The organism is Mesorhizobium sp. M8A.F.Ca.ET.202.01.1.1 (assembly GCF_004791595.1).
Taxonomy (GTDB): domain Bacteria; phylum Pseudomonadota; class Alphaproteobacteria; order Rhizobiales; family Rhizobiaceae; genus Mesorhizobium.
Window position 1 is genome coordinate 1 of record NZ_SRUN01000020.1, and the last position, 21,246, is coordinate 21,246.

A 21,246-nucleotide genomic window follows, 5' to 3' on the forward strand; every position below is an offset into this window, starting at 1 on the left:
AACGGTAAGCAACCAAAGGTCGCCATCGTCGCCGTGGCCCGAAAGATTATGACCATCCTCAGCGCCATGCTTCGACACAACCAACCCTGGTATCCAGACAAAGCCTGAAAACACAGTTGCTCATCCGTCTTGCCGCTTCGCGGCAATCCACCTTCTCCCACAAGGGGAGAAGGAAGGCCCGCGTCGCGCGCCGCCCCCGGGGTTCACCCCTGCCCCGGATACGGCGTTCCATCATTGTGCAAAAACCGCCCATCGGAACTCGGGCTCATCATGTCGATGTCGGAGCAGGTGATGACGTCGTCCGGATTGCGCGAGCCGACCTCGAGGTAAACAGCCGTCGTCGCCGAGCGGTTGATCATATGGTGGCCGTTGCCGCTGTTCTTGGCGAAGGTAGCACTGTCGCCGGCCCTGAGCAGCGTCTCGCCGCCATCCTCGACCAGCACCAGTTCGCCCTCCAGCACGTAGACGAGCTCGTCCTCATGGCTGTGCCAGTGGCGCTGGCTCGACCAGCCGCCGGGCGGCAGCGTGAGCCAGCCGGCATCGCCGAGGCGGCGGCGCGTGCGGGTCGCGCAAGGAGCATGAAGGGCGCGAGGTAGCCGGAGCCTTTGCGGACGGGCACGGATGCGAGATCGATCTTGGGCATAGTGGCTCCCGAGGGTCATGCCGGCAGTGTAGTTCATGGCGGGCGGAGGCAAAGGGCCAGGTTGGGTGTGGGGTTTGCCGCGGGGTAGAGCGCCTGACACCCCCACCTTCGTCATCCTAGGGCGAAGCAGCCGCGGAGCGGCGTCGCGGAGACCCTAGGATCCATGCCGCGACATCAATCGAGGACGCAGCGGAACAGAATTCCGCACTGTAGCGACGCTTTGAAGTCCCGGCATGGATCCTCGGGTCTGCGCCGCGTCGCTGCGCTCCTTGCTCCGCCCGTGGATGACGAAATGAAGGGGGCTCCACCAGCCGGAAGGATGGCCTGCACTCGAACAACTCGCCCAGCCCCTAATGCACCGCCGCCACATCCTTCAAATGCATCTCGTGCATCTTCAGCACCTCCAGCGTTTTCTTGGCGAATTCCTTCAAAGCCGGGTCGTCGCCGGAGCGGGCGTAGGTGGAAAACATCGCCACCGCCTGCTTGTGCGCCTCGGTCTGCAAGGTGATGTATCTGGCCTGGAAGGCCTCGCCATCCAGCGCCTTGAGCTGGTCGAGCATTGCCTGATCCTTCGGCAGCAACGGCGGCCCTTCGGGCTTGATGGATGCCGTGGTCTGGCTCTTTTCCAGCGCCGCCTTGAAATCCTGGCCGGCCTTGGTGTGGTCCTTGACCATCAACGCGGCGAAATCGGCCACATCAGCCGCAACGCCCTTTTTCTGCGCCAGCTTGCTGCTTTCGATCTCGAAGCGATTGGCGCTTGCCAGCGTCCTGGTGAAGGTGTCGGTGTCGACCTTGTCCTCCGACACCGCCGGCAAGGTGCTGACCGCCTGCTGGGAAAAGGCTGAAGGCGCGCCGGCCAGAAGGGCCAGCATGGCAATGGCAAGACGCGGTTTCATCGAAACGCTCCGTGAAGGGTGTCCTCGCAGACCCAACGCGGCAGATGCGGTGAGGTTGCCAGCCGCGTCCCTTCTCCTCGCGCGAGGAGCAGCGGCTCTCTCCCTACGGGCGACGAGGCCCCAGCAGAAAGGCCGTCATCACTGCGCTCACGCACGCCACCGCCAACAACGCCACGGCGCCCGAAGAGCTGGGCCTTCGGCGAATTGAAACAAGGTTTTGTGGAGCGGGAGCAGTTTGAACCCACCCGTCCAGGTCGGACCTGCTTCCATGTCGAACGGAATAGGCGCGGGTCAACTCGGCGCCGAGCAGAAAGATTTCCGATGAATAGTAGACCCAGAGCAGGATGACGAGCAGCCCTCCGGCCGCACCATAGGATGATGCGATCGCACTTGTGCCGATATACCAACCGATAAGCGACTTCCCCAATGTGAACAGAGCGGCGGTCACGACAGCACCGATCGCAACATCCCGCCATTCCAAGGCACGGTCCGGCAGGACCTTGTAGATCGCCGCAAACATCACCGAGATCAGGGAAAAGGAAATCAACGTGTTGATCGCGCTCAGAACAAATTCGCCGAACGGCAAATGAGCGCTGATCAAATTGCCCAGGGCTGAGATCGCCGCACTCGCCACCAAGGACACCAGCAACATAAAGCCGAGGGCGGCGACCAGGCCGAGACTCGCCGCACGCGCCCGCAAGAGACGCGACAGCGAACTCCCTTTCGCTTCAACCTTCCATATTGCATTCAGGGCCTGCTGCATCTCGCCAAACACCGCGGAGGCGGTGACGAGCAAAGTGGCCACGCCGATGATGGCCGCCAGGGTCCCCGATGATTTGCTGGATGCCCCTTCGAGTGCTGTCTGAAGGAGCGCCGCACTTTCTGCACCCATCAGCCCCGATATCTGGGCCGACAAAGCCAACTGTGCCGCGTCATGGCCAAATGCGATGCCAGCTATGGCGACGACAATTATCAGAACCGGGGCCAGCGACGTGGCGGCATAAAAGGCCATCGCCGCGCCATGACTAAGCGCATTGTCGTCGACAAAGCCAACCACGCTTTCTCGCACCAGGTCCCATACGTTTTTAAGTGTGGGTCGCACTTCGAATCCGTGAAAGGGGTCGCAAACCGTCTCCTATCAATGCAGCGGGTCTTCCGATGTTCCGGCCGACTTGAGCGAGAGTTTCAGCAAGAGCGCGCCTGCCTCAGTGACAGCACGCCTCGCCATATTGCAGCTGCTCGTTCCAGTCCGGCCGGCCTTCCGGGGTGAAATCCATCAGATTCCACAGGATCTCGCAGGTGCCGATGGCGCGCGGGTCCTGGCCGGGTTCGGTTGGCGCAAAGCCGAGTTCCGACGACCAGAAATGCCTGATGCCGTCACCATCCCTATGAAACACCGACAGCAGCGGGATCTGCGCACCGTCGGCCGACTCGGCGTTGTAGTCACGCTTGAAGCTGTTGTTGGCCGAAGACACCAGCCGCATGTTGCGCCAGCCGCGATCGCTGCCCAGCGTGACCAGGTTTTCCAGCGCCGTCATGGCCACGACGGCGAAGTTGAAGCCGGCCGCTTCGAGATGGCCGACCGCGCCGTCGAACTGGTCGAGCAGCGCGGTGCAGGACGGGCACGGCTGGTCGGGCCGCGCGAGCTTCGCCGTGCCGCCGCTGGTCGCCACGTCGCGCGTCTCCTGCGGGTGGCGCGGAAACATCATCTGGTAGAGGATCAGCGTGTCCTTGCCGGGCGCGAACAGCTCCGACAGTCTTATCTTCGCGGTCTTGCCGGCGATATCCAGCGCTTCGAACACATAGTCCTTCGGCACCAGCCCGCCCGGCGGCAGGATGCGCCGCGCCTCGGCCACGGCTTCCATGGCGCGGCGCAGCTCGATTTCCTTCTTCAGCAGCTTTTCGCGCGCGGTCCGGTATCTGGCGGATTCATTGGGAAAGGTGATCATCATCGGCTCCTTGGTTCCGCGCGCGGCGTCCCGGCGCGGTTGCTCTGCTCCCTAAGGACGTTTGGCCGTAACCGGTTCCGACATTCCTGCATCGGAACCGCTCCGGCTTTGCGACATTCCCTCCATCGGCTACAGCTTCCAGCACGGGGGGACGAAATGAGCGAGACCGACGAGATCGACCTGCGCTGTCCGCAAGTGGTGGCCGACAACGCCGCCAAGGGTTTGCGGCTACGCAAGCAGTTCGGGCGCGGCGGCACCGAGATCGGCGTCGCGCGGGCCACCGAACTGAAGAACCGCGAGAAGCTGGCGCCGTCCACCATCCGCCGCATGGTCAGCTACTTTGCCCGCCACGAGGTCGACAAGCGCGGCAAGAATTACGGCAATGAGGACAACCCCTCCGCCGGATACATCGCCTGGCTGCTGTGGGGCGGCGACGAGGGCCGCGCCTGGGCGCTGGAGCTCAAGCAGAAGATCGGCAACGCGCCGGATATCTGAGCGCAAGGTCCGCGCTTCACCCTTTCACCCCGCCGGCGGTGAGGCCGGAGACGATCTTGCGCTGGAAGATCAGCACCAGCACCACCAGCGGCACCGTGACGATCACCGAGGCCGCCATGATGTTGCCCCACGGGATTTCGAACTGCGAATTGCCCGAGAGCAGCGCGATCGCCACCGGCACGGTCCGCCGCGCATCGTTGGAGGTGAAGGTCAGGGCAAACAGGAACTCGTTCCACGCGCCGATGAAGGCCAGCAGTCCGGTGGTCGCCAGCGCCGGCCACATCAGCGGCAGGAAGATGCGGGTGATGATGATCCATGGCGTCGCGCCATCGAGGATCGCCGCCTCCTCGACCTCGACCGGCAGGTCGCGGACGAAAGCGGTGAGCACCCAGACGGTGAACGGCAAGGTGAAGATCATGTAGGAGAAGATCAGCGCGAAGAGCGAATTGTAGAGGCCGAACATCCGCACCAGTTCGAACAGCCCGGCCAGCACCGCCACTTGCGGAAACATCGAGACCGACAGGATGGCGAACAGCAATGCCGAGCGGCCGCGAAAACGGACACGCGCCAGTGCGTAGGCCGCGGTGACGCCGAGGAACAGCGAGAGCGCCACCACCGCGCCCGAAACGACCAGCGAATTCAGGAGATTGCGCATGAAGGCACCCTCGGCCAGCACGTTGCGATAATTGTCGAGGCTGGGTGCCTTCGGCCACGGATCGGCCTGGAACAGCTCGGTCCCCGATTTCAGGCTGGTGACAATGGCATAGTAGAACGGGAACACCGCGATGAGCACGATTGCCCCGACCAGCAGATAAAAGGCCGTGCGCTTCAGGACCCACATCTCAGCGTCCTCCTTCCAGGCTTATCCGGCCGATGCGGATGGTGAGGATGGTGAGCAAGGCGAGGATGAGGAAGAGCAGGGTCGAGGCGGCCGAGCCATAGGCGAACTTGTCGAACTCGAACAGGTTCTCGCGGGCGAATACCGACATCGACTTGGTGTGCGCATTGTTGGGCGTCAGCACATAGATCAGGTCGAAGATGCGAAGCGCATCGAGCGCCCGGAAGATCACCGCCACCATCACCGCCGGGCGGATCAGCGGCAAGGTCACCCGCCAGAAGATCTGCCAGGGATTGGCGCCGTCGAGCCTGGCGACCTCGATGATCTCGCGCGGCAGCATCTGCAGCGCGGCCAGGATCAGCAGCGCCATGAAGGGCGTCGTCTTCCAGATGTCGACGATCAGCACCGCCGCCATCGCGGTGTCGGCACTGGCTGTCCAGGCGATCTTGGTGTCGATCAGCCCCAGGTTGATCAGCACGACATTGATGATGCCGAACTGGTCGTTCAGCATCCACTGCCACATCTTGGCCGAGACGATGGTCGGGATCGCCCAGGGGATGAGGATCGCCGCCCTGACGATGCCGCGGCCGGGAAATTCGGCGTTGAGCACCAGGGCGACGACCATGCCGAGGATCGTCTCGCAGGTCACCGAAACCACCGCGAACCGCACTGTGTTCCACACGGCGCCCCACCAGACCGGGTCGAGAAGCAGCCCGTCGTGGATGACCCTGCCGCTCGGCATGCGCAGAACCGAGACATAGTTGGCGAGGCCGACCCATTGGCGGGCGTCGAGATCGGACAGCGAGGCATCGGTGAAGCTGAAATAGACCGTGCGGGCAAGCGGCCAGCCGGCAGCGGCGGCGAGCACCAGAAGCATCGGCGCCAGGAACAGCCACGCCGAGCGCACGCGCTGGCGCATCAGCCGCGAGCCCTGGCGCCGGTCGGCGGCATCAGACTGTCGCGCGCTCACCAGCCCTTGCCTTTCAGCCGGGTCAGCGTCGCCTCGAGGTCAGCCAGATTGTCGGCGGCGCTGCCCTCGCCGGACAAGGTCTTGTGGACGGCGTTCCAGAATTGGCTCGACGCCTCGTTGTACTTATTCCTGGTCACCGCCGAGGGCCGTGGCCCGGCATTGAGGAAGACATCCTTCCAGTGCGGTATGATCGGCTGCTGGCTGGCGATGTCGGCATCGTCATAGAGCGCCTGGATGGTCGGCAGGTTGGCGGTCTTCAGCGTGCGGTATTTCTGCATTGCCGGCGAGGCAATGAACTTGACCAGTTCGATCGCCGCATCCGGGTGCCTGGAATATTTCGAGACCGCGAGGTTCCAGCCGCCGAGCGTCGCCGCCGGGCGGGCGCCCTCGCCCGTGCCCGCCGGCAGCGGCGCGACGTCGAACCTGCCCTTGATCGGCGACCCCTGGCTGTTGCCCAGCGCATAGGCATAGGGCCAGTTGCGCATGAAGACCGCATTGCCCGTCTGCCAGACGCCACGCGATTCTTCTTCCTGGTAGGCGAGCACGCCCGGCGGCGCGATGGTGCCGATCCAGCCCTTGGCCATGTCGAGCGCGGCCGCCGCCTGGGCGTTGTTGATGGAAATCGCGCCATCCGGCTCGACGATATGGCCGCCGCCGTTCGACACGACCCATTCGAACGCGTCGCAGGTCAGCCCCTCATAGGCGTTGCCCTGGAAGACGAAGCCCCAGATATCCCTGTTGCCCGAGGCACGCTCCTTGTCCATCACCAGCCTGGCGGTGTCGCCCAGCTCCTTCCAGGTGGCCGGCACCTTGGCGCCGTATTTGTCGAGCAGATCCTTGCGGTAATAGAGCGCCGGTGCATCGGTGAAGATCGGCAGCGCCACCAGCCTGCCATCGACGGTCTGCGACTGGATGATCGACGGGAAATGCGTGGCCACGACATCCCTGGTCGCCTCGGTCAGGTCGACGAACTGGTTGGCGAGCTGCGGCGCCCAGATGACATCGGTCTGGTAGACGTCGACGTCGCTGTTGCCGGCGGCGAGCCACAGCCTGTACTGGCCGAACTGGTCGGTCCCGGACGACGGCATGGCGACGATGGTGACCTTGTCGCCGCTTACTTTCTCATAGTGGTCGAGGATCTCGCGCAGCACCTTGAGGCCGTTGCCGGTGTCGCCCGACACGATCGACAGCTCGACGGCCCGCGCCGGACCCGCAGCGAGCACGGCAGCGACGCTCAACGCCAGCAATGCGTGGAAAACCTTCATCGGTGGATCTCCTTGGCAGCCGGCGGCGCATAACACCGGCAGCCGGTCAGACCCCACCGTTCATTGAATGCGGAGCAGCGCTTTGGGTTCCGAACAGGCCATCACCGGTGGTCGAACAGGCCATGACGGTGACGGGTGGGTTAACGCCCCCGGTCAGCCTTCCCAGGCGACCGGCCGCATCCCCAGCCGCTCGTAGAGCCGCACGGCGGCCGCGTTCTCGAGCGTATTGGTCTTGAGATCGACACGGGCGGCACCCCGGTCGCGAAAAATGGCGAAGGCGTGCCACATCAGGGCCTCGCCGACACCCTTGCCGCGTGCCTCCGGATGAACGGCCAGGTCCTTGACGAATGCCGAGCTCCAGCACAGTGCGGCCGCGGCCAGCCGGCCCTTGGCATCGATGACGAGGAAACACAGCGCCGGGTCGAATTCGGGATCTTCGGATATGCGTGGCCACCATTCGTCGAAGGGGCCGTCTGTGCCATCGTCGAACACTTCGCCCAGCAGCGCATGCAGCGGCAGCGCGTCACCGCGCTCGAAGCTGCGCATGACAAAACCGTCAGGCCAGTGCGGCGCAACCAGCGTCTCGTCGAGGATCTTGCGCAGCCGGATGTCGTTTGGAGCCGGCGGACGCGGTTCGGGCATCGCGCTCAGGCGTCGGGCTGAAGACGTCCGCGCTTGCGGTCGACACCGAGGCCGGTCGCCTCCAGCAGGCCCTTGCGCTTGGCGTCGAAATAGAAGCCGGTCTGGTAGAGCCAGTCGGCCTTCTTGGCGTTGCCGTTCGACACCAGCCAGGCGCCGCGCAGATATTTGACCGCGTATTTGAGATTGGTCTCGGCGTCGAACAGGCCCTTGGCCGGCCCGTCATAGCCCATGCCGCGCGCCGTCGCGTGCTTGATCTGCATCAGTCCCCAATGGCCGTTATTGTAGGCCTTGGGATTGTAGGTGCTTTCGCGGTTGACGACATGGCGCACCAGATCCACCGGCACCTGGTAGAAGGCGGCGTATTTGACGATCAGGCGGTCGACGTCGCCGCGCACGCCGGTGGCGTGCGGCTCTTCCGCCGGCTCGACTGGCGCCGACGGAAACTGCACCAGGGCAGCCGGGTTCTGCGGCACGACATAGGCCACCTGCTGCACGCCGGGCATTTTCTGGCCGCCCTTGGCAACCGCCGGCACGATGAGCCCCGCGGTCGTGTAGGTCGCGGCGGCCTCGACCGGCTGACCGGCCTTGGACGGCGGCGGCGCCTGCCAGGCATTGGCGGTCATCACGGCGGGGACTGCCGGCGTTGTAGGCGTTGCCCCGGCAAAGGCGGCGGTCGCCGCGGCCGGCTGGGCGGCGGGATCGAGTGCCGGGGTGGCCAGGCCGGGGGTCAACTCGGCCGTCTGAACCGGCGTGATTCCAGAGGATTGAGGCAGCACCGAAACCGTGTCCGGCAGCGGCACGGTGAAGCCGGCATCGCTGCCTGCCATGGTCGCGGTTTCGGTCAGGGACGGCGCGGCCTTCATCTGCGAGGTCGAGGTGCAGCCGCTCATGCCGGCTGCCGCGACGATCACACCGATGGCGATAAGGGTTTGTTTTGCTGGCAAGCCGCGCTCGGAGTCCGGTTTGTCGGGTCGTTAAGATTTCCCTTACACCAGCGATTCTTGGGTAGCAATCGGGGCCATCTGGTGGTTTTCGGGTGGCGGGATGCAGGCAGCGGTGCCATATTGTTCCTGATATGTACCAGCAGGAATCCCGGATTCCGCCGCTTTGCGGAAAGGAGCACAGCATGGAAACGACCTCTTCGATCACAGCTGGCCACGCAGTGTTAGAAACAGTGATCGGTTTCATGGGCATCGCCTGGAGCGAAAAGGGCCTGATCCGGCTCTGCCTGCCCGAACGCAGCCGCGAAGCGGTGGAGCGGCGGCTGATGCGCTACGCCGGCGTTTCCGTCTCCACGGCCCAGCCGTCATGGGTGGTCGAGCTGATTGCCTCGATCAAGGCCTATGCCGCGGGCGAGGACGTCGATTTCACCGGCTTTCCCGTCGATCTCGACGGCATCGACGATTTCCGCCTCGCCATCTACGACGCCGCACGAAAACTCGGCTATGGCGAAACCACCACCTATGGCGAACTCGCCAAGCGCGCCGGCCATGCCGGCCTGCCGCGTGAAACCGGTGCCGCCCTTGGCGCCAATCCGGTGCCGCTGGTCATCCCGTGCCACCGCATCCTGGCCGCCGGCGGCAAGATCGGCGGCTTCTCGGCGCCCGGCGGCTCCGTCACCAAGGAAAAGATGCTGGCCATGGAAGGCGTGCGCGTCGGCCCGCCGCCGCCGGCGCAGGTGTCCTTCGGGTTTTGAGAGCAGTAAGCTGCTCCCGGGTGTGTTGAGATTCAGGTCAGGCCAAGCCGAAAACTGTGGCTTCCGAGAACCGGAGCGGAGCGTACTTGAAGTACGTGAGCACCGGAAGCGGAGGAAGCCACGGTTTGCAGGCCGGCATCACCTGAATATCGGCACACCCTAGTGGCGGCGTATGAAGCGATGCCTGAAACGCTCATTGTCCGGCCGCTTGCAGATATAGACCGGGCAGGACTTGGTGTCGGCGCTGGGCACATAGGCCCGCGTCCTCACCTCGCCCATGGTGCAGAACTGCTGGCTCTGCACGTAGCGGTCGTAGAGCGGCAGCCCCGGCACCCGTTTCGACTGATAGCGCAGGATGACCGCACCTTGGCGCGCGATCGTCGACTGAACCTTGCCGCAGCTCATGCGCGTCGGGTCGTAGCGCGAGATCGCCTGCGCCTGGGCGGCCACCAGCGTGAGGCAGGCGGCAAGCAGGATGGTTTTCATGGTCCTCTCCCCTCGATCCGCCGCCCGGGGACGGCGCGATCGTGCGTCACGGTTTCACCAGATTGGGGCGGCCGTTGGGCGGCCCCCGATCACGGCTTTTTCACGCAGTCTTGTTTTTTGTGCGAAAGCAGCCTATATCAGCCCCATTGATATTTCGGCCGATCGATCCGGGCCTCGCGATCTTCGCGTTTGCTGACGTCTATCTCCAAAATCTCGATGCACACCGGCTGGATTTCGGTCCGGTCATACCAAAGCAAATGTGAAGGACTATTTTTATGGCAACTGGAACGGTCAAGTGGTTCAACGCCACCAAGGGTTTCGGCTTCATCCAGCCTGACAGCGGCGGCGCGGACGTTTTCGTCCACATCTCGGCTGTCGAGCGCGCTGGCCTGTCGACCCTGGTCGAAGGCCAGAAGATCAACTTCGAGATCGAGCAGGACCGCCGCACTGGCAAGTCGTCCGCTGGTTCTCTGAGCAAGGCAGCCTGATTTTGAAAATGGCGCGCGCCGGACGAGAGTTCGGGGCGCGCGGCAAGTCACGGATGTACTGACGGTCGCGCGAGAAGCGCGCCGGAGTGGAAAGACCCGACAAGCTGGAACAGCAGATAGCTGCCAGCCCGGACCGGACGCTCCCGATCAGGCTACCGAAATGGGAAGGCGGGATTTATCCCGCCTTTTTATTTGCCTGGATTTTGGCCATCTAAGCCCGGCCTATGTCCCACCGGTGGCACCATATGGCCAACAATGGTACCATCCAGGTCATGACCAAGCTTGAACAAATCGAAAAATCCATCACCGAGTTGAGCCCGGAAGAACTGAAGGCGTTTGCCGCCTGGTTCGAGGCACTGCAGGCAGACATCTGGGATCGGCAGATTGAAGCCGATGTCAAGGCAGGCAGACTGGACAAATTGGTGGCCGAGGCTCGCGCTGAGATTGCCGCCGGTAAATTGCGCGACCTGTGAGACACCGCGCCACGGCAAGTTTTTGGACGAGGTATCGGTCCTTGCCGAAATCGGCTCGCCGTTTAGCCGACAAGAGCTTTACATTGTTGAGGGAAAACCCACGTCATCCCTCCCTCCATTTCAAGAAAGTCGGTGAGCTTTGGTCGGCGAGAATAGATAGCAACTATCGTGCCTTGGCTCTGGAAAGTGCTGACGGCTATAACTGGATATGGATCGGCAGCCACGCAGAATACGACCGCCTTACAAATAGCACACAGACCCCAACGCACAATTCGGAACGACCGAGACAGACCTACCCCACCCACTCGATCGGCACATGCCCCGGATCCGCCTCCACGCGGCCGAGCCAGGCCACCACCTCGGGATAGGCGTCGAGCTGGAAGCCGCCTTGCTCCGCCGTGTGCGTGTAGGCATAAAGCGCGATGTCGGCGATGCTGAAGGCGCCACCGGCGAAGAAAGCGTTGTTTTCGAGATATGTGTTCATGACGCCGAGCGCCTTGTTGCCGCGCTCCAGCGTCGTCGCCAGCCGCTCGGGCGTCGCGTCCGCGGCCCGTTCGGGAAAAGTCAGCAGCGCCTTGCGCACGGCTATGTAAGGCTCGTGGCTGTACTGCTCGAAGAACAGCCACTGATAGGCGAGCCCGCGCTCGTATCTGTCCGTCGGCAGCAAGCGCGTGCCTTCCGCGAGATAGAGCAGGATGGCGTTGGATTCGGCCAGCCGCCGGCCATCGTCCAGTTCCAGCAGCGGCACCATGGCGTTCGGATTCTTGGCGACGAAATCGGCTTTGCGCGTGTCGCCGGTATGCGAACTCACCTCGACGGTGGTGAAAGCGAGGCCGAGCTTGGCCATCAGCAGCCTGGGCTTGTAGCAATTGCCGCTGTCGATCATGCTGTAAAGTATCATTGCCGGTCCCCGGAGCGCTGCTTCTGCGGGCGGATTATCGCAGCGGCGGCATCCTCAACCAATGATTTGTTTTGGCGCGACCATCAGCGCCGCTTATGCAGCGGCACGACCTTGTTGTCGAAGCCCAGCAGCACATCGACCGCAAGCGGCTCTTCGTTGAAAATGGTGCCGGCAAGCGCCGGACGCCCGAGAAGAAAACCCTGCAGCAAATCGACCCCACCTTCGAGCGCGACGCGCAGGTGGGTGGGCTGCTCGATTCCCTCGACCAGCACCTTGGCGCCACGGTCGTGCAGGCTGGACACCAGCGGGCGGAAGAAGCGTTCCGCGGCGGCGTGGCGGCAGAATTCCGCGAACCAGCCGCCATCGATCTTGACGATGTCAGGCTGAAGCAGGCTCACCCGCTCCTCGGTCGAATGGCCGGTCCCGAAATCATCGATGGCGATGCGGATGCCGTCGCGCCGCATTTCACGCACCAGCCTGGCCAGCAGCGCATCGTCCGCCGCCTGTTCGGTGATTTCACAGACCAGCATGGCGGGCGCCAGGCCGAGTTCGTCGAGATGCCGGCTCATCAGCCGGATCTCGGCCAGCGCCCGGCCAGCATGGTCGTTGACCAGTGGATTGTAGTTGAAGAACAGGTCGAGCCTATCGACGCCGATATTGTGGAAATTCCTGAGATGCAGCATCCGGCACATGGTTTCGACGAACAGGCGGTCCGAGGCCGCGACGCTGTCGAAGAACATCCGCGGCGACCCCGGGCGGCCGGCCCGGTGCGGCTCGATCAGGCCTTCCACGGCCACTGGGTGCAAGCTGCCGCCGTGCGGGGCGTAGATCGGCTGGTAGGCGCTGCGCAGGCGGAAGTCGCCATGGATGCCATATTCGATGCCGATCTCATCGACGAAGATCGCATCGCCAATGGTGCGCCGGCGCTCGACACTCATGGCACGATCCTGCGCCCGAAAGCCTTTGCCCGCCGCCCCGTGCGCGGCGCAACCGCGGCGGGAGCGGTCGTATGGCTTGCGGCGGGGACAGGTTCGGGACTGCTCATCGCGAAAACACGGAAACTTGTCGGCGCGAGTTCTGGACGGGCCAGCACGTAGCCCTGGACCATCGAGGCGCCCGATCGCTCGGCCAGCTCCAGTTGCCAGCCTTCCTCGATGCCCTCGAACACGGTGCGGATGCCCTGGTCCTCGAAGCTCCTGACCATGGATGTCAGCAGCGCGAAACCAGCGCCCGATTCCATCAGTTGCGTGATCCAGTGCGCATCGAACTTGACGATGTCGGGGCGCAACTCCTTGACGCGGGTGATGTCGGAATCGTCGGCGCCATAGTCGTCGACGGCGATCCGGAAGCCGTTGGCTCTGAGCGCGGTGACGAAGCTGTGCAGGGTCTCCTGCGATGCCGATCTCTGCTCCGTCACCTCGCACACGACGCGGCCCGGATCGATACCGGCTTCGTGCAGGACTAGCCTCATGTCACGCAAGGCGTTGTCGACGATCGATCGCTCGGTGAACACCGAGGGATCGAAATTCACGAAGATCGATGCCTCCTGCGGCAGGCAGGCGCCGGCATTGAGCAGATGCAGTGTCCTGGTCAGCGCTTCGACATGCAGGCGGTCGGCCGCCGGACATGTCGAGAAGAAGGTCATCGGCGATTGCGGCTCGCCGTCGCGAAACGGGCGGATCAGCCCTTCGAACGCGGCGACCGACAGCTTGCCCTCGCTGAAGGCAAAGATCGGCTGGAAGGCGCTTTGCAGCGTATAAATGCCCCAGACACCGCTCGAGGTGCCGTCATCATGACGGATGATATGGGCAAGTCCGATGCTGCGTGACAAGGGTTCCTCGCTCCGCGACCTGGCGGAATTGAACCGCGATCCTGCCATGCAAGCCTCTACCGCCCGTTAATGAACTTTCTTTTGCCGATCACGCCTCATTGACCGCGCCACGCCACCTGGCCCAGCCGACAAGGCTTGCGCTGGGGGGAATGATGCGACATGAGAAGCGCCGCGGCCGCTCCTGGCCGCGCCTATCCTTTGGAGAGACAGAAGGTCATGGCCTTTCTTGCCGACACCCTTTCCCGCGTTAAGCCTTCCGCCACCATCGCGGTGACGCAGAAAGCCCGCGAGCTGAAAAATGCCGGCCGGGATATCATTGGCCTTGGCGCCGGCGAGCCCGATTTCGATACGCCCGACAACATCAAGAATGCGGCGATCGAAGCCATTCGCCGTGGCGAGACCAAGTATCCGCCGGTTTCGGGCATCGTGCCGCTGCGCGAGGCGATCGCGAAAAAGTTCAAGCGCGAGAACAATCTCGACTACAAGCCCGAGCAGACCATCGTCGGCACCGGCGGCAAGCAGATCCTGTTCAACGCCTTCATGGCGACACTGAACCCCGGCGACGAGGTCATCATCCCCCGCCCCTACTGGGTCAGCTATCCCGAAATGGTGGCGATCTGCGGCGGCACGTCGGTGTTTGCCGACACTTCGATCGACAACGGCTTCAAGCTGACCCCGGCGGTGCTGGAAAAGGCGATCACGCCGAAGACCAAATGGCTCTTGATGAACTCGCCGTCCAACCCGTCGGGCGCGGCCTATACCCACGCCGAACTGCGCGCGCTGGCCGATGTCCTCCTGAAGCATCCGCATGTCTGGACGCTGACCGACGACATGTACGAGCACCTGACCTATGGCGACTTCGTCTTCAAGACCATCGCCGAGGTCGAGCCGAAGCTCTACGACCGCACCCTGACCATGAACGGCGTCTCGAAAGCCTATGCCATGACCGGCTGGCGCATCGGCTACGCGGCCGGTCCGGTTCAGCTGATCAAGGCGATGGACATGATCCAGGGTCAGCAGACCTCGGGCGCCTGCACCATCGCGCAATGGGCTTCGGTCGAGGCGTTGAACGGCCCTCAGGACTTCATCGCCAAGAACAAGGCGATCTTTCAAGGCAGGCGCGACCTCGTCGTCTCGATGCTCAACCAGGCGCGCGGCATCACCTGCCCGTCGCCGGAAGGCGCCTTCTATGTCTATCCGTCCTGCGCCCAGCTGATTGGCAGAAAGACCAAGGCCGGCAAGGTGATCGACACCGACGAGACCTTCTGCTCGGAACTGCTCGAGGCCGAGGGCGTCGCGGTGGTGTTCGGCTCGGCCTTCGGCCTCGGCCCCAACTTCCGCATCTCCTACGCCACCTCGGAGACGCTGCTGGAGGAAGCCTGCACCCGCATCCAGCGCTTCACGGCATCCCTGACCTGATCTGGTAAGTCCAAAACAAAACCCGGCGTCAACGCTCAGGCGTTACCGCCGGGTTCGTCAATCCAGGCTCAGCACTCAGCCGCCATATTGCGCCGGCGTCACTGCTTCCAGCCAGTCGGCATGGATGCCGTCGAGCGCCTCCTGCATGGCGATATGCGTCATCGCCGATTTCGGCGCCGCGCCATGCCAATGCTTCTCGCCGGGCGCGAAGGAGATGACGTCACCGGCCCTGATCTCCCGGATTGGCCCGTCCCATGTCTGGGCCAGGCCGGCGCCCGCGGTGACATAAAGCGTCTGCCCAAGCGGATGCGTGTGCCAGTGGGTGCGCGCGCCGGGTTCGAAACTGACCAGCGTGGCCCTGAGCCGCGCCGGCGCCTCGGTCTCGATGATCGGCGTCTGCAGAACCCGGCCGGTGAAGTATTTGTCCGGCGCTATGATGGTCGGCACGCTGCCGCAAGCAATTATTTTCATCGTCTGTTCCTGGAACTGGTCGGAGCTGGCGAGGCGCCGGCCCCTTGAAGTCAAATGCATTCTCGGCCCGGATTGGCCCGGACGCAACCGGCCGGGTCGCCCGCTCGGCCTGATTTTTCTTGACTACGAACCTTGCCCGCATGGGACGGCCGCGCTGTTTGCCGGGCGCTCGGTCGAACCGCTCGCGCTCAGCGCCTGAGCCGGCCAGCCGCGCCGGCTTCCTATTTTTCTTGCCCTGCCGGCAAACAAGTGGGACGATGCATCAGGGCAGGTGGACATGAAAAGAACCCCGCCCGCGACGGTCGAACAGGCCGGCCGCCGCTCAGGACCGATTGACCACGCCTGAACCATGCATGCCAGTCGGTCCTACGGGAAACGCCTGAGTGGAGGTCAGCCATGGGTACTCGCGCCGGAGGACGACGCACGGGACCGAAATGCATTGCCATAGTCGGTCCCTTCGCAAGCGGTAAGACGACACTTCTCGAAGCCATATTGGCCCGTACGGGCGCCATCCCCCGCCAGAATCCGGTTTCATCGGGCAACACCGTTTCAGATCATTCGCTCGAGGCCCGCGCCCACGCCATGAGCGTCGAGGCGTCGATCGCCACCACAGAATTCATGGGCGAGCAATTCACCTTCGTCGACTGCCCCGGGTCGATCGAATTCTCCTTCGAGGCCGAACCGGTACTGGCCGCCTGCGATGTCGCGGTGGTCGTGGCCGAGGCCGACGAAAAAAAGATCCCAGCCCTGCAGCTCATCATGCGCAAGCTTGACGATCTCGGCGTGCCACGCATCCTGTTCCTCAACAAGGTCGACAAGGCGATCGCGGGCGTGCGCGACACGCTGAAGATGCTGCAGCCGGCAAGCGCGGCGCCGCTGCTTCTGCGCCAGATTCCGCTGCGCAAGGACGGCGTCGTCATCGGCTCGATCGATCTGGCGCTGGAGCGCGCCTACATCTACCGCGAGTACGCCGAGAGCGAGGTGGCCGAGATACCCGGCGACGACAAGGCGCGCGAACTGGAGGCGCGCTTCTCCATGCTGGAGACGCTGGCCGACCATGACGACCAGCTGATGGAGCAGTTGCTCGAGGAGATCGAGCCGCCCAGGGACGCGATCTTCGACGATCTCGCCGCCGATCTGCGCGACGGCGCGGTGACACCGGTGCTGATCGGCACCGCCGAGAAAGGCAATGGCGTGCTGCGCCTGTTGAAGACGATCCGCCACGACGCGCCCGACATCGAGGCGACCCGCAAGCGGCTCGGTGCCCCGGACGGCAACGCGACGGTGGTCCAGGTGATGAAGACCATCCACACGCCGCATGGCGGCAAGCTGTCGGTGTCACGCATTCTGTCGGGCCAGGTCGCCGACGGCTTGGAACTGTGGCTGCCCGGCGGCGACACCGCCAAGGTTTCCGGCATCTACAGGATGCTGGGCAAGGACCAGGTCAAGCTGACCGCCGCCAGAACCGGCGACACCGTGGCGCTCGGCAAGCTGGACGCGGTCAAGACGGGCCAGACGCTCAGCTCCGCCAAGGGAGGCATCAAACAGCTCTTCGATGTCGAGCCGCCGCAGCCGGTCTTCGCCTTCGCGCTGCGCCCCAAGGAGCGCAAGGACGAGGTCAAGATGTCGGCGGCCATCCAGCGCCTGGCCGAGGAAGACCCCTCGCTCAGCCTGCGCCACAACCAGGACTCGGCCGAGACCGTGCTGTCGGGTCACGGAGAGATGCATCTGCGCGTGGTGCGCGAGCGGCTGGAGGGCAAGAACCAGATACCGGTCGAAGGCCATGCGCCGGCGGTGCCCTATCGCGAGACGATCCGCAAACCGGTGCAGCAGCGCGGCCGTCACAAGAAACAGTCGGGCGGCCACGGCCAGTTCGGCGATGTGGTGATCGAGATCAAGCCGCTGCCGCGCGGCTCCGGCTTCCAGTTCACCGACACCATCACCGGCGGCGTCGTGCCCAAGACCTACATCCAGTCGGTCGAGACAGGCATACGCGACTATCTGAAGACCGGCCCGCTCGGCTTCCCCGTGGTTGACGTCGCGGTCAACCTGTCGGACGGCTCCTACCATGCGGTCGATTCCTCCGACATGGCGTTCCAGATGGCGGCAAAGCTCGCCATGAAGGAAGGCATGGCCGCCTGCTCGCCGGTGCTTCTGGAGCCGGTGATGAAGATCGAGATCGTCACGCCGTCGGACGCGACATCGAAGATCATCGCGCTGATCCCGCAGCGGCGCGGCCAGATCCTCGGCTATGACGCGCGGCCCGATTGGCCCGGATGGGATGTCGTCGAGGCGACCATGCCGCAGGCCGAGATCGGTGATCTGATCATCGAGCTGCGGTCGGCCACTTCAGGCGTTGCCAGCTACCGCGCCGCCTTCGACCATATGGCCGAGCTGACTGGCCGTCTCGCCGACGAGGCGATGAACGCCAACGGCAAGGCCGCCTGATTTCACTCGTTTCATGAGAAGCCCCCTCGAAGGATCGAGGGGGCAAAAACCAAAAACGGCGCCCGGGGGGCCGGACGCCGTTTTGTTGTGCGGACCGTTTTCTTGGGAGGAGAAACGGCAGGTCCGCCGCATGTAGGTCGCCGAACTTCGGCGGAAAAGGTTCGGACGCGGTAGCCGCCTGAGCCCGGGCCGTACGAGTGATGCCCCCATCTCCCGTCCGAACCACACCGCGTCCTAGCATCTACATAGCAGCGGAAGGCATCGTTGTCATGTTACCAGAGGTTACATGACACTGTTACGTGGCAATTCTGATGAAATTTTCGCTCGTCCCGCCCGGGTCCGGGCAACAAAAAAGCCGGATCAACGAAGATCCGGCTGAGTTTGATTGGAAGTGCCTGTTAAGGCTAACCTCCAGAGGGGAACACTCGAGGGCGCTAATGGGAGGAGAACGCGCCCAGGAGATGATCTATATATGTGCTCATCATGCCCAAGAAACAAGCATCTATTTTGCAACACACGCATGCAAAAAGGCACAGGCTGTGGTCCAACCCATTTAGGGAGCCAATAGGACCAGCAGAATCGTGAAAATGAAGCGTACTTTCGGGTCATTGTCGTCTCGAAAACGCCAATCCCAACCGATTTTGTTCCAAAATGCCGAAAAACACTGATGATGTGGAATGAGGCACCGGCGGTTCAATTCCAAGGCAGTCAAGCGGAGATCAACCAATGCGTAGGTTTTCGGCGATTGCCGGCAGCGGCATTTTCCTGATTGCTGCCCCCGGCGTGGTCGCCGGGCTGATTCCCTGGCTGCTCAGCGAGCGCTGGAGCCTGCCATGGTCGCCCCTGCCCGGCCTTGTCGTCGCCGGCGGCGTCCTCATTGTCGCCGCGGCCGCCGTGCTGCTACATGCCTTCGCCCGCTTCGCACTGGAGGGGCTGGGCACGCCGGCCCCCGTCGCACCAACCGAAAGACTGGTGATCGGCGGCATCTACCGCCATGTCCGCAATCCCATGTATGTCGCCGTGCTGTCGATCATTATCGGCCAGGCGCTGTTGTTCTCGAGCTGGTCGATCGCCACCTACGCGGCGATCGCGGCGGCTGCCATGGTGACCTTCGTCAAGCTCTATGAGGAGCCACGCTCGCCGGCCGCCATGGCGCCGAATACAAAGCCTACCGCCACAACGTACCGGGGTGCCTGCCGCGGATTACGCCCTGGAAAGGATAGGCTCGCGGAGCTGACCCTGGATCAGAAGGACCAGCTTCTGGCCTTGGCGATGATGAAGTCGCGGAACACGTGCAGCTTGGCCTGGTTCTTCATCGCGTCGGGATAGGCGAAATAGGTGTCGAAGGACGGCACCTCGGTTTCCGGCAAAAGCTGCACCAGGCCGGAATCCTTGCTGATCACATAGTCCGGCAGCATGGCGATGCCGGCGCCGCCCTGCACGGCGCGCTTGATCGACAGGATGTCGTTGATCTGCAGTGTCGGCACGCGCCGGCCGCTCTCGAAATCACCGACCGTCTCCAGCCAGTTCAACTCCGACAGATGCGACGGCACAGGCAGGCCGAAGGTGACGATGCGATGGCTTCTCAACTCTGCGATCGAGCCCGGCTTGCCGTATTTGGCGACATAGGACGGTGCCGCGTAGAGATGGAAATGCACGGTGAACAGGCGGCGCTGGATCAGGTCCGGCTGTTGCGGCTGGCGCAGCCGGATGGCGCAATCGGCCTGGCGCATGGTGAGGTCGAGCTCCTCGTTGGCGAGGATCAGCTGCAGGCTGATTTCGGGGTAGAGTTCGATGAACTCCTGCACCCGCTCGGTCAGCCAGCCGGCGCCGAGGCCGACGGTCGTCGTCACCCTGAGCACACCGGACGGGCGGTCCTTGGTCTCGGTCAGCCGCGACTTGATGGTTTCCAGCTTCATCAGCACGTCATGCGCCGTGCGGAACAGCATCTCCCCCTGTTCGGTCAGCACAAGGCCGCGTGCATGACGATTGAACAGCGGCACGCCGACATCATGTTCGAGCGCGCTCACCTGTCTCGATATCGCCGATTGCGACAGATGCAGCGTCTCGGCCGCATGCGTAAACGACCCCGCTTCCGCCGCAGCGTGAAACACGCGTAGCTTGTCCCAGTCCAACGCCATGATTTCCCCTCGTTCCGGTTGGCGTTTGAATGAAAAATCAGGCTTTTACACGGCGCTTCTAAGCCGTTTTTTTAACAGTTTTGCGAGCCGCCTATTCCGCCGCCTCGCGATGCACCTCGATGCCGGCCAGATACTTTTCCGCTTCGAGCGCGGCCATGCAGCCGAGCCCCGCCGCCGTCACCGCCTGGCGGTAGATATCGTCGGTCACGTCGCCGGCGGCGAACACGCCAGGCACGTCGGTGCGCGTCGAGTCCGGCGCTGTCCAGAGATAGCCGTTCGGCTTCTGCTTCAGCTTGCCGGCGAACAACTCGACCGCGGGCGCATGGCCGATGGCCACGAAGACGCCGTCGATCTTGAGGTGGCTCTCGGCACCGGTCACGGCATGCCTGAGCTTCAGCCCCTCGACCGAAGGCGGCAGCGGTGCCTTGCCGGGGCGGCCGGTGATCTCGTCGACGATCGTGTCCCAGATGACGCGGACATTGTCCTTCTTCAACAGCCGCTCGCGCAGGATGCGCTCGGCACGGAAGTCCGAGCGCCTGTGGATGACGGTGACACTCTTGGCGAGGTTGGACAGATAGAGCGCCTCCTCCACCGCCGAATTGCCGCCGCCGACCACCGCGACATCCTTGCCGCGATAGAAGAAGCCGTCGCAGGTGGCGCAGGCGGAAACGCCGAAGCCCATGAAGTCCTGCTCGGTGGGAATGCCCAGCCACTTGGCTTGCGCGCCGGTGGCGATGATCAGCGCGTCGGCCGTGTAGGTCGTGCCGGAATCGCCCTTGGCGCGGAACGGCCGCACATTGAGGTCGACCTCGGTGATGATGTCGTTGATGATGTCGGTGCCGACATGCTCGGCCTGCTTGAGCATCTGCTCCATCAGCCACGGCCCCTGGATCGGATCGGCGAAGCCGGGATAGTTTTCGACGTCCGTGGTAATCATCAGCTGGCCGCCCTGCTGCAGGCCGGCGACGAGCATCGGCTTCAACATGGCGCGCGCGGCATAGACCGCCGCCGTATAGCCGGCCGGACCGGAACCGATGATGAGAACGGGCGCATGCTTGGTGGTCATTTGGAGCCTCTACGGGGCGGACACGAGTGTGCCTTGGAAAAAAGACGTGGAATGTCGCGCTTAATGTAAGGGCTGCCAGCCACGCCAGCAAGACGAGCGGCCCGTCGTCCCCGGAAAGCTTCGGCCCA

Annotated in this window: 21 protein-coding genes and 3 pseudogenes; 8 read left to right on the forward strand and 16 right to left on the reverse strand. The window is 63.6% G+C overall.

The window, feature by feature from the left end:
- Positions 1-108, forward strand: a pseudogene (locus EN845_RS36270) (IS110 family transposase); the annotation flags it as partial.
- A 95-nt stretch (positions 109-203) separates the two neighbouring features.
- Here the strand turns inward: EN845_RS36270 and EN845_RS30790 are convergent.
- The 4 genes and pseudogenes from EN845_RS30790 to EN845_RS30810 form a co-directional block, all read right to left on the reverse strand.
- Positions 204-643: pseudogene (locus EN845_RS30790) on the reverse strand (cupin domain-containing protein).
- 350 nt (positions 644-993) lie between these two features.
- Entirely contained in the window at positions 994-1,539 is a 546-nt protein-coding gene (locus EN845_RS30800; protein ID WP_127873448.1) for a DUF4142 domain-containing protein, read from the reverse strand.
- Between the two features lie 103 nt (positions 1,540-1,642).
- On the reverse strand, positions 1,643-2,596 hold the full coding sequence (locus tag EN845_RS30805; protein WP_245511843.1) for a YihY/virulence factor BrkB family protein: 954 nt from the start codon (positions 2,594-2,596) through the stop codon (positions 1,643-1,645).
- Positions 2,597-2,744: 148 nt separating this feature from the next.
- Positions 2,745-3,488, reverse strand: a complete 744-nt coding sequence (locus EN845_RS30810) for a DUF899 family protein (protein WP_127873450.1) — start codon at positions 3,486-3,488, stop codon at positions 2,745-2,747.
- A 156-nt stretch (positions 3,489-3,644) separates the two neighbouring features.
- Between EN845_RS30810 and EN845_RS30815 the strand changes: the two genes are divergently transcribed.
- Positions 3,645-3,983, forward strand: a complete 339-nt coding sequence (locus tag EN845_RS30815; RefSeq protein ID WP_127873451.1) for a hypothetical protein — start codon at positions 3,645-3,647, stop codon at positions 3,981-3,983.
- Between the two features lie 16 nt (positions 3,984-3,999).
- Here EN845_RS30815 and EN845_RS30820 read toward each other — a convergent pair whose 3' ends face one another.
- From EN845_RS30820 to EN845_RS30840, 5 genes are all read right to left on the reverse strand, one after another.
- Complete coding sequence (locus EN845_RS30820; protein WP_127873452.1) at positions 4,000-4,824, reverse strand: carbohydrate ABC transporter permease; 825 nt, start codon at positions 4,822-4,824, stop codon at positions 4,000-4,002.
- A 1-nt stretch (position 4,825) separates the two neighbouring features.
- Complete coding sequence (locus EN845_RS30825) at positions 4,826-5,740, reverse strand: sugar ABC transporter permease (RefSeq protein WP_127873491.1); 915 nt, start codon at positions 5,738-5,740, stop codon at positions 4,826-4,828.
- A gap of 47 nt (positions 5,741-5,787) precedes the next feature.
- Positions 5,788-7,056: an ABC transporter substrate-binding protein gene (locus EN845_RS30830; RefSeq protein WP_127873453.1), complete on the reverse strand. Its 1,269-nt coding sequence runs from the start codon at positions 7,054-7,056 to the stop codon at positions 5,788-5,790.
- 153 nt (positions 7,057-7,209) lie between these two features.
- Positions 7,210-7,698: a GNAT family N-acetyltransferase gene (locus EN845_RS30835; protein WP_127873454.1), complete on the reverse strand. Its 489-nt coding sequence runs from the start codon at positions 7,696-7,698 to the stop codon at positions 7,210-7,212.
- 5 nt (positions 7,699-7,703) lie between these two features.
- Positions 7,704-8,642: a lytic transglycosylase domain-containing protein gene (locus EN845_RS30840; protein ID WP_127873455.1), complete on the reverse strand. Its 939-nt coding sequence runs from the start codon at positions 8,640-8,642 to the stop codon at positions 7,704-7,706.
- Between the two features lie 182 nt (positions 8,643-8,824).
- Between EN845_RS30840 and EN845_RS30845 the strand changes: the two genes are divergently transcribed.
- The gene (locus EN845_RS30845) at positions 8,825-9,394 is read left to right on the forward strand and encodes a methylated-DNA--[protein]-cysteine S-methyltransferase (RefSeq protein ID WP_127873456.1); all 570 of its coding nucleotides are present in this window, start codon (positions 8,825-8,827) and stop codon (positions 9,392-9,394) included.
- Positions 9,395-9,553: 159 nt separating this feature from the next.
- On the opposite strand, the gene EN845_RS30850 is transcribed toward EN845_RS30845, so the two are convergent.
- Positions 9,554-9,880, reverse strand: a complete 327-nt coding sequence (locus tag EN845_RS30850) for a hypothetical protein (RefSeq protein WP_127279108.1) — start codon at positions 9,878-9,880, stop codon at positions 9,554-9,556.
- Between the two features lie 275 nt (positions 9,881-10,155).
- Here EN845_RS30850 and EN845_RS30855 point away from each other — a divergent pair, with 275 nt between their 5' ends.
- Positions 10,156-10,368, forward strand: a complete 213-nt coding sequence (locus EN845_RS30855; protein ID WP_015316174.1) for a cold-shock protein — start codon at positions 10,156-10,158, stop codon at positions 10,366-10,368.
- 272 nt (positions 10,369-10,640) lie between these two features.
- Positions 10,641-10,841, forward strand: a complete 201-nt coding sequence (locus EN845_RS30860) for a hypothetical protein (RefSeq protein ID WP_127873492.1) — start codon at positions 10,641-10,643, stop codon at positions 10,839-10,841.
- Between the two features lie 292 nt (positions 10,842-11,133).
- Here the strand turns inward: EN845_RS30860 and EN845_RS30870 are convergent, their stop codons facing one another.
- From EN845_RS30870 to EN845_RS30880, 3 genes are all read right to left on the reverse strand, one after another.
- A complete protein-coding gene (locus EN845_RS30870) occupies positions 11,134-11,742 on the reverse strand; it encodes a glutathione S-transferase family protein (RefSeq protein ID WP_127873457.1) in 609 nt (202 codons plus the stop codon).
- 83 nt (positions 11,743-11,825) lie between these two features.
- On the reverse strand, positions 11,826-12,680 hold the full coding sequence (locus EN845_RS30875) for an EAL domain-containing protein (RefSeq protein ID WP_127873458.1): 855 nt from the start codon (positions 12,678-12,680) through the stop codon (positions 11,826-11,828).
- Positions 12,677-13,573, reverse strand: a complete 897-nt coding sequence (locus EN845_RS30880) for an EAL domain-containing protein (RefSeq protein WP_127873459.1) — start codon at positions 13,571-13,573, stop codon at positions 12,677-12,679. Before EN845_RS30880 ends, EN845_RS30875 begins: the two co-directional genes overlap by 4 nt.
- Before the next feature lie 216 nt (positions 13,574-13,789).
- On the opposite strand from EN845_RS30880, the gene EN845_RS30885 reads away from it, so the two are divergent.
- A complete protein-coding gene (locus EN845_RS30885; RefSeq protein ID WP_127279114.1) occupies positions 13,790-14,992 on the forward strand; it encodes a pyridoxal phosphate-dependent aminotransferase in 1,203 nt (400 codons plus the stop codon).
- A gap of 75 nt (positions 14,993-15,067) precedes the next feature.
- Here the strand turns inward: EN845_RS30885 and EN845_RS30890 are convergent, their stop codons facing one another.
- Complete coding sequence (locus tag EN845_RS30890; protein ID WP_127279112.1) at positions 15,068-15,463, reverse strand: cupin domain-containing protein; 396 nt, start codon at positions 15,461-15,463, stop codon at positions 15,068-15,070.
- Between the two features lie 396 nt (positions 15,464-15,859).
- On the opposite strand from EN845_RS30890, the gene EN845_RS30895 reads away from it, so the two are divergent.
- Together EN845_RS30895 and EN845_RS30900 are read left to right on the forward strand one after the other, a co-directional pair.
- A complete protein-coding gene (locus tag EN845_RS30895; protein WP_127873460.1) occupies positions 15,860-17,911 on the forward strand; it encodes an elongation factor G in 2,052 nt (683 codons plus the stop codon).
- 726 nt (positions 17,912-18,637) lie between these two features.
- Positions 18,638-19,134, forward strand: a pseudogene (locus tag EN845_RS30900) (isoprenylcysteine carboxylmethyltransferase family protein).
- 21 nt (positions 19,135-19,155) lie between these two features.
- Here the strand turns inward: EN845_RS30900 and EN845_RS30905 are convergent.
- Entirely contained in the window at positions 19,156-20,052 is an 897-nt protein-coding gene (locus tag EN845_RS30905) for a LysR family transcriptional regulator (protein WP_127873461.1), read from the reverse strand.
- Positions 20,053-20,143: 91 nt separating this feature from the next.
- Positions 20,144-21,118 (reverse strand): thioredoxin-disulfide reductase, encoded by a 975-nt coding sequence (trxB, locus tag EN845_RS30910; RefSeq protein ID WP_127873462.1) that lies wholly within the window; start codon positions 21,116-21,118, stop codon positions 20,144-20,146.
- Between the last annotated feature and the right edge of the window lie 128 nt (positions 21,119-21,246).

What these genes read in the sequence shown, in the direction of transcription:
- EN845_RS30810 (WP_127873450.1), bottom strand. Translation starts at nt 3,488, where the DNA reads ATGATCACCTTTCCCAATGAATCCGCCAGATACCGGACCGCGCGCGAA.
- EN845_RS30830 (WP_127873453.1), bottom strand. Translation starts at nt 7,056, where the DNA reads ATGAAGGTTTTCCACGCATTGCTGGCGTTGAGCGTCGCTGCCGTGCTC.
- EN845_RS30875 (WP_127873458.1), bottom strand. Translation starts at nt 12,680, where the DNA reads ATGAGTGTCGAGCGCCGGCGCACCATTGGCGATGCGATCTTCGTCGAT.
- EN845_RS30895 (WP_127873460.1), top strand. Translation starts at nt 15,860, where the DNA reads ATGGGTACTCGCGCCGGAGGACGACGCACGGGACCGAAATGCATTGCC.
- EN845_RS30885 (WP_127279114.1), top strand. Translation starts at nt 13,790, where the DNA reads ATGGCCTTTCTTGCCGACACCCTTTCCCGCGTTAAGCCTTCCGCCACC.
- EN845_RS30835 (WP_127873454.1), bottom strand. Translation starts at nt 7,698, where the DNA reads ATGCCCGAACCGCGTCCGCCGGCTCCAAACGACATCCGGCTGCGCAAG.
- EN845_RS30870 (WP_127873457.1), bottom strand. Translation starts at nt 11,742, where the DNA reads ATGATACTTTACAGCATGATCGACAGCGGCAATTGCTACAAGCCCAGG.
- EN845_RS30905 (WP_127873461.1), bottom strand. Translation starts at nt 20,052, where the DNA reads ATGGCGTTGGACTGGGACAAGCTACGCGTGTTTCACGCTGCGGCGGAA.
- EN845_RS30825 (WP_127873491.1), bottom strand. Translation starts at nt 5,740, where the DNA reads ATGCGCCAGCGCGTGCGCTCGGCGTGGCTGTTCCTGGCGCCGATGCTT.
- EN845_RS30850 (WP_127279108.1), bottom strand. Translation starts at nt 9,880, where the DNA reads ATGAAAACCATCCTGCTTGCCGCCTGCCTCACGCTGGTGGCCGCCCAG.
- EN845_RS30855 (WP_015316174.1), top strand. Translation starts at nt 10,156, where the DNA reads ATGGCAACTGGAACGGTCAAGTGGTTCAACGCCACCAAGGGTTTCGGC.
- EN845_RS30820 (WP_127873452.1), bottom strand. Translation starts at nt 4,824, where the DNA reads ATGTGGGTCCTGAAGCGCACGGCCTTTTATCTGCTGGTCGGGGCAATC.
- EN845_RS30860 (WP_127873492.1), top strand. Translation starts at nt 10,641, where the DNA reads ATGACCAAGCTTGAACAAATCGAAAAATCCATCACCGAGTTGAGCCCG.
- trxB (WP_127873462.1), bottom strand. Translation starts at nt 21,118, where the DNA reads ATGACCACCAAGCATGCGCCCGTTCTCATCATCGGTTCCGGTCCGGCC.
- EN845_RS30800 (WP_127873448.1), bottom strand. Translation starts at nt 1,539, where the DNA reads ATGAAACCGCGTCTTGCCATTGCCATGCTGGCCCTTCTGGCCGGCGCG.
- EN845_RS30815 (WP_127873451.1), top strand. Translation starts at nt 3,645, where the DNA reads ATGAGCGAGACCGACGAGATCGACCTGCGCTGTCCGCAAGTGGTGGCC.
- EN845_RS30890 (WP_127279112.1), bottom strand. Translation starts at nt 15,463, where the DNA reads ATGAAAATAATTGCTTGCGGCAGCGTGCCGACCATCATAGCGCCGGAC.
- EN845_RS30845 (WP_127873456.1), top strand. Translation starts at nt 8,825, where the DNA reads ATGGAAACGACCTCTTCGATCACAGCTGGCCACGCAGTGTTAGAAACA.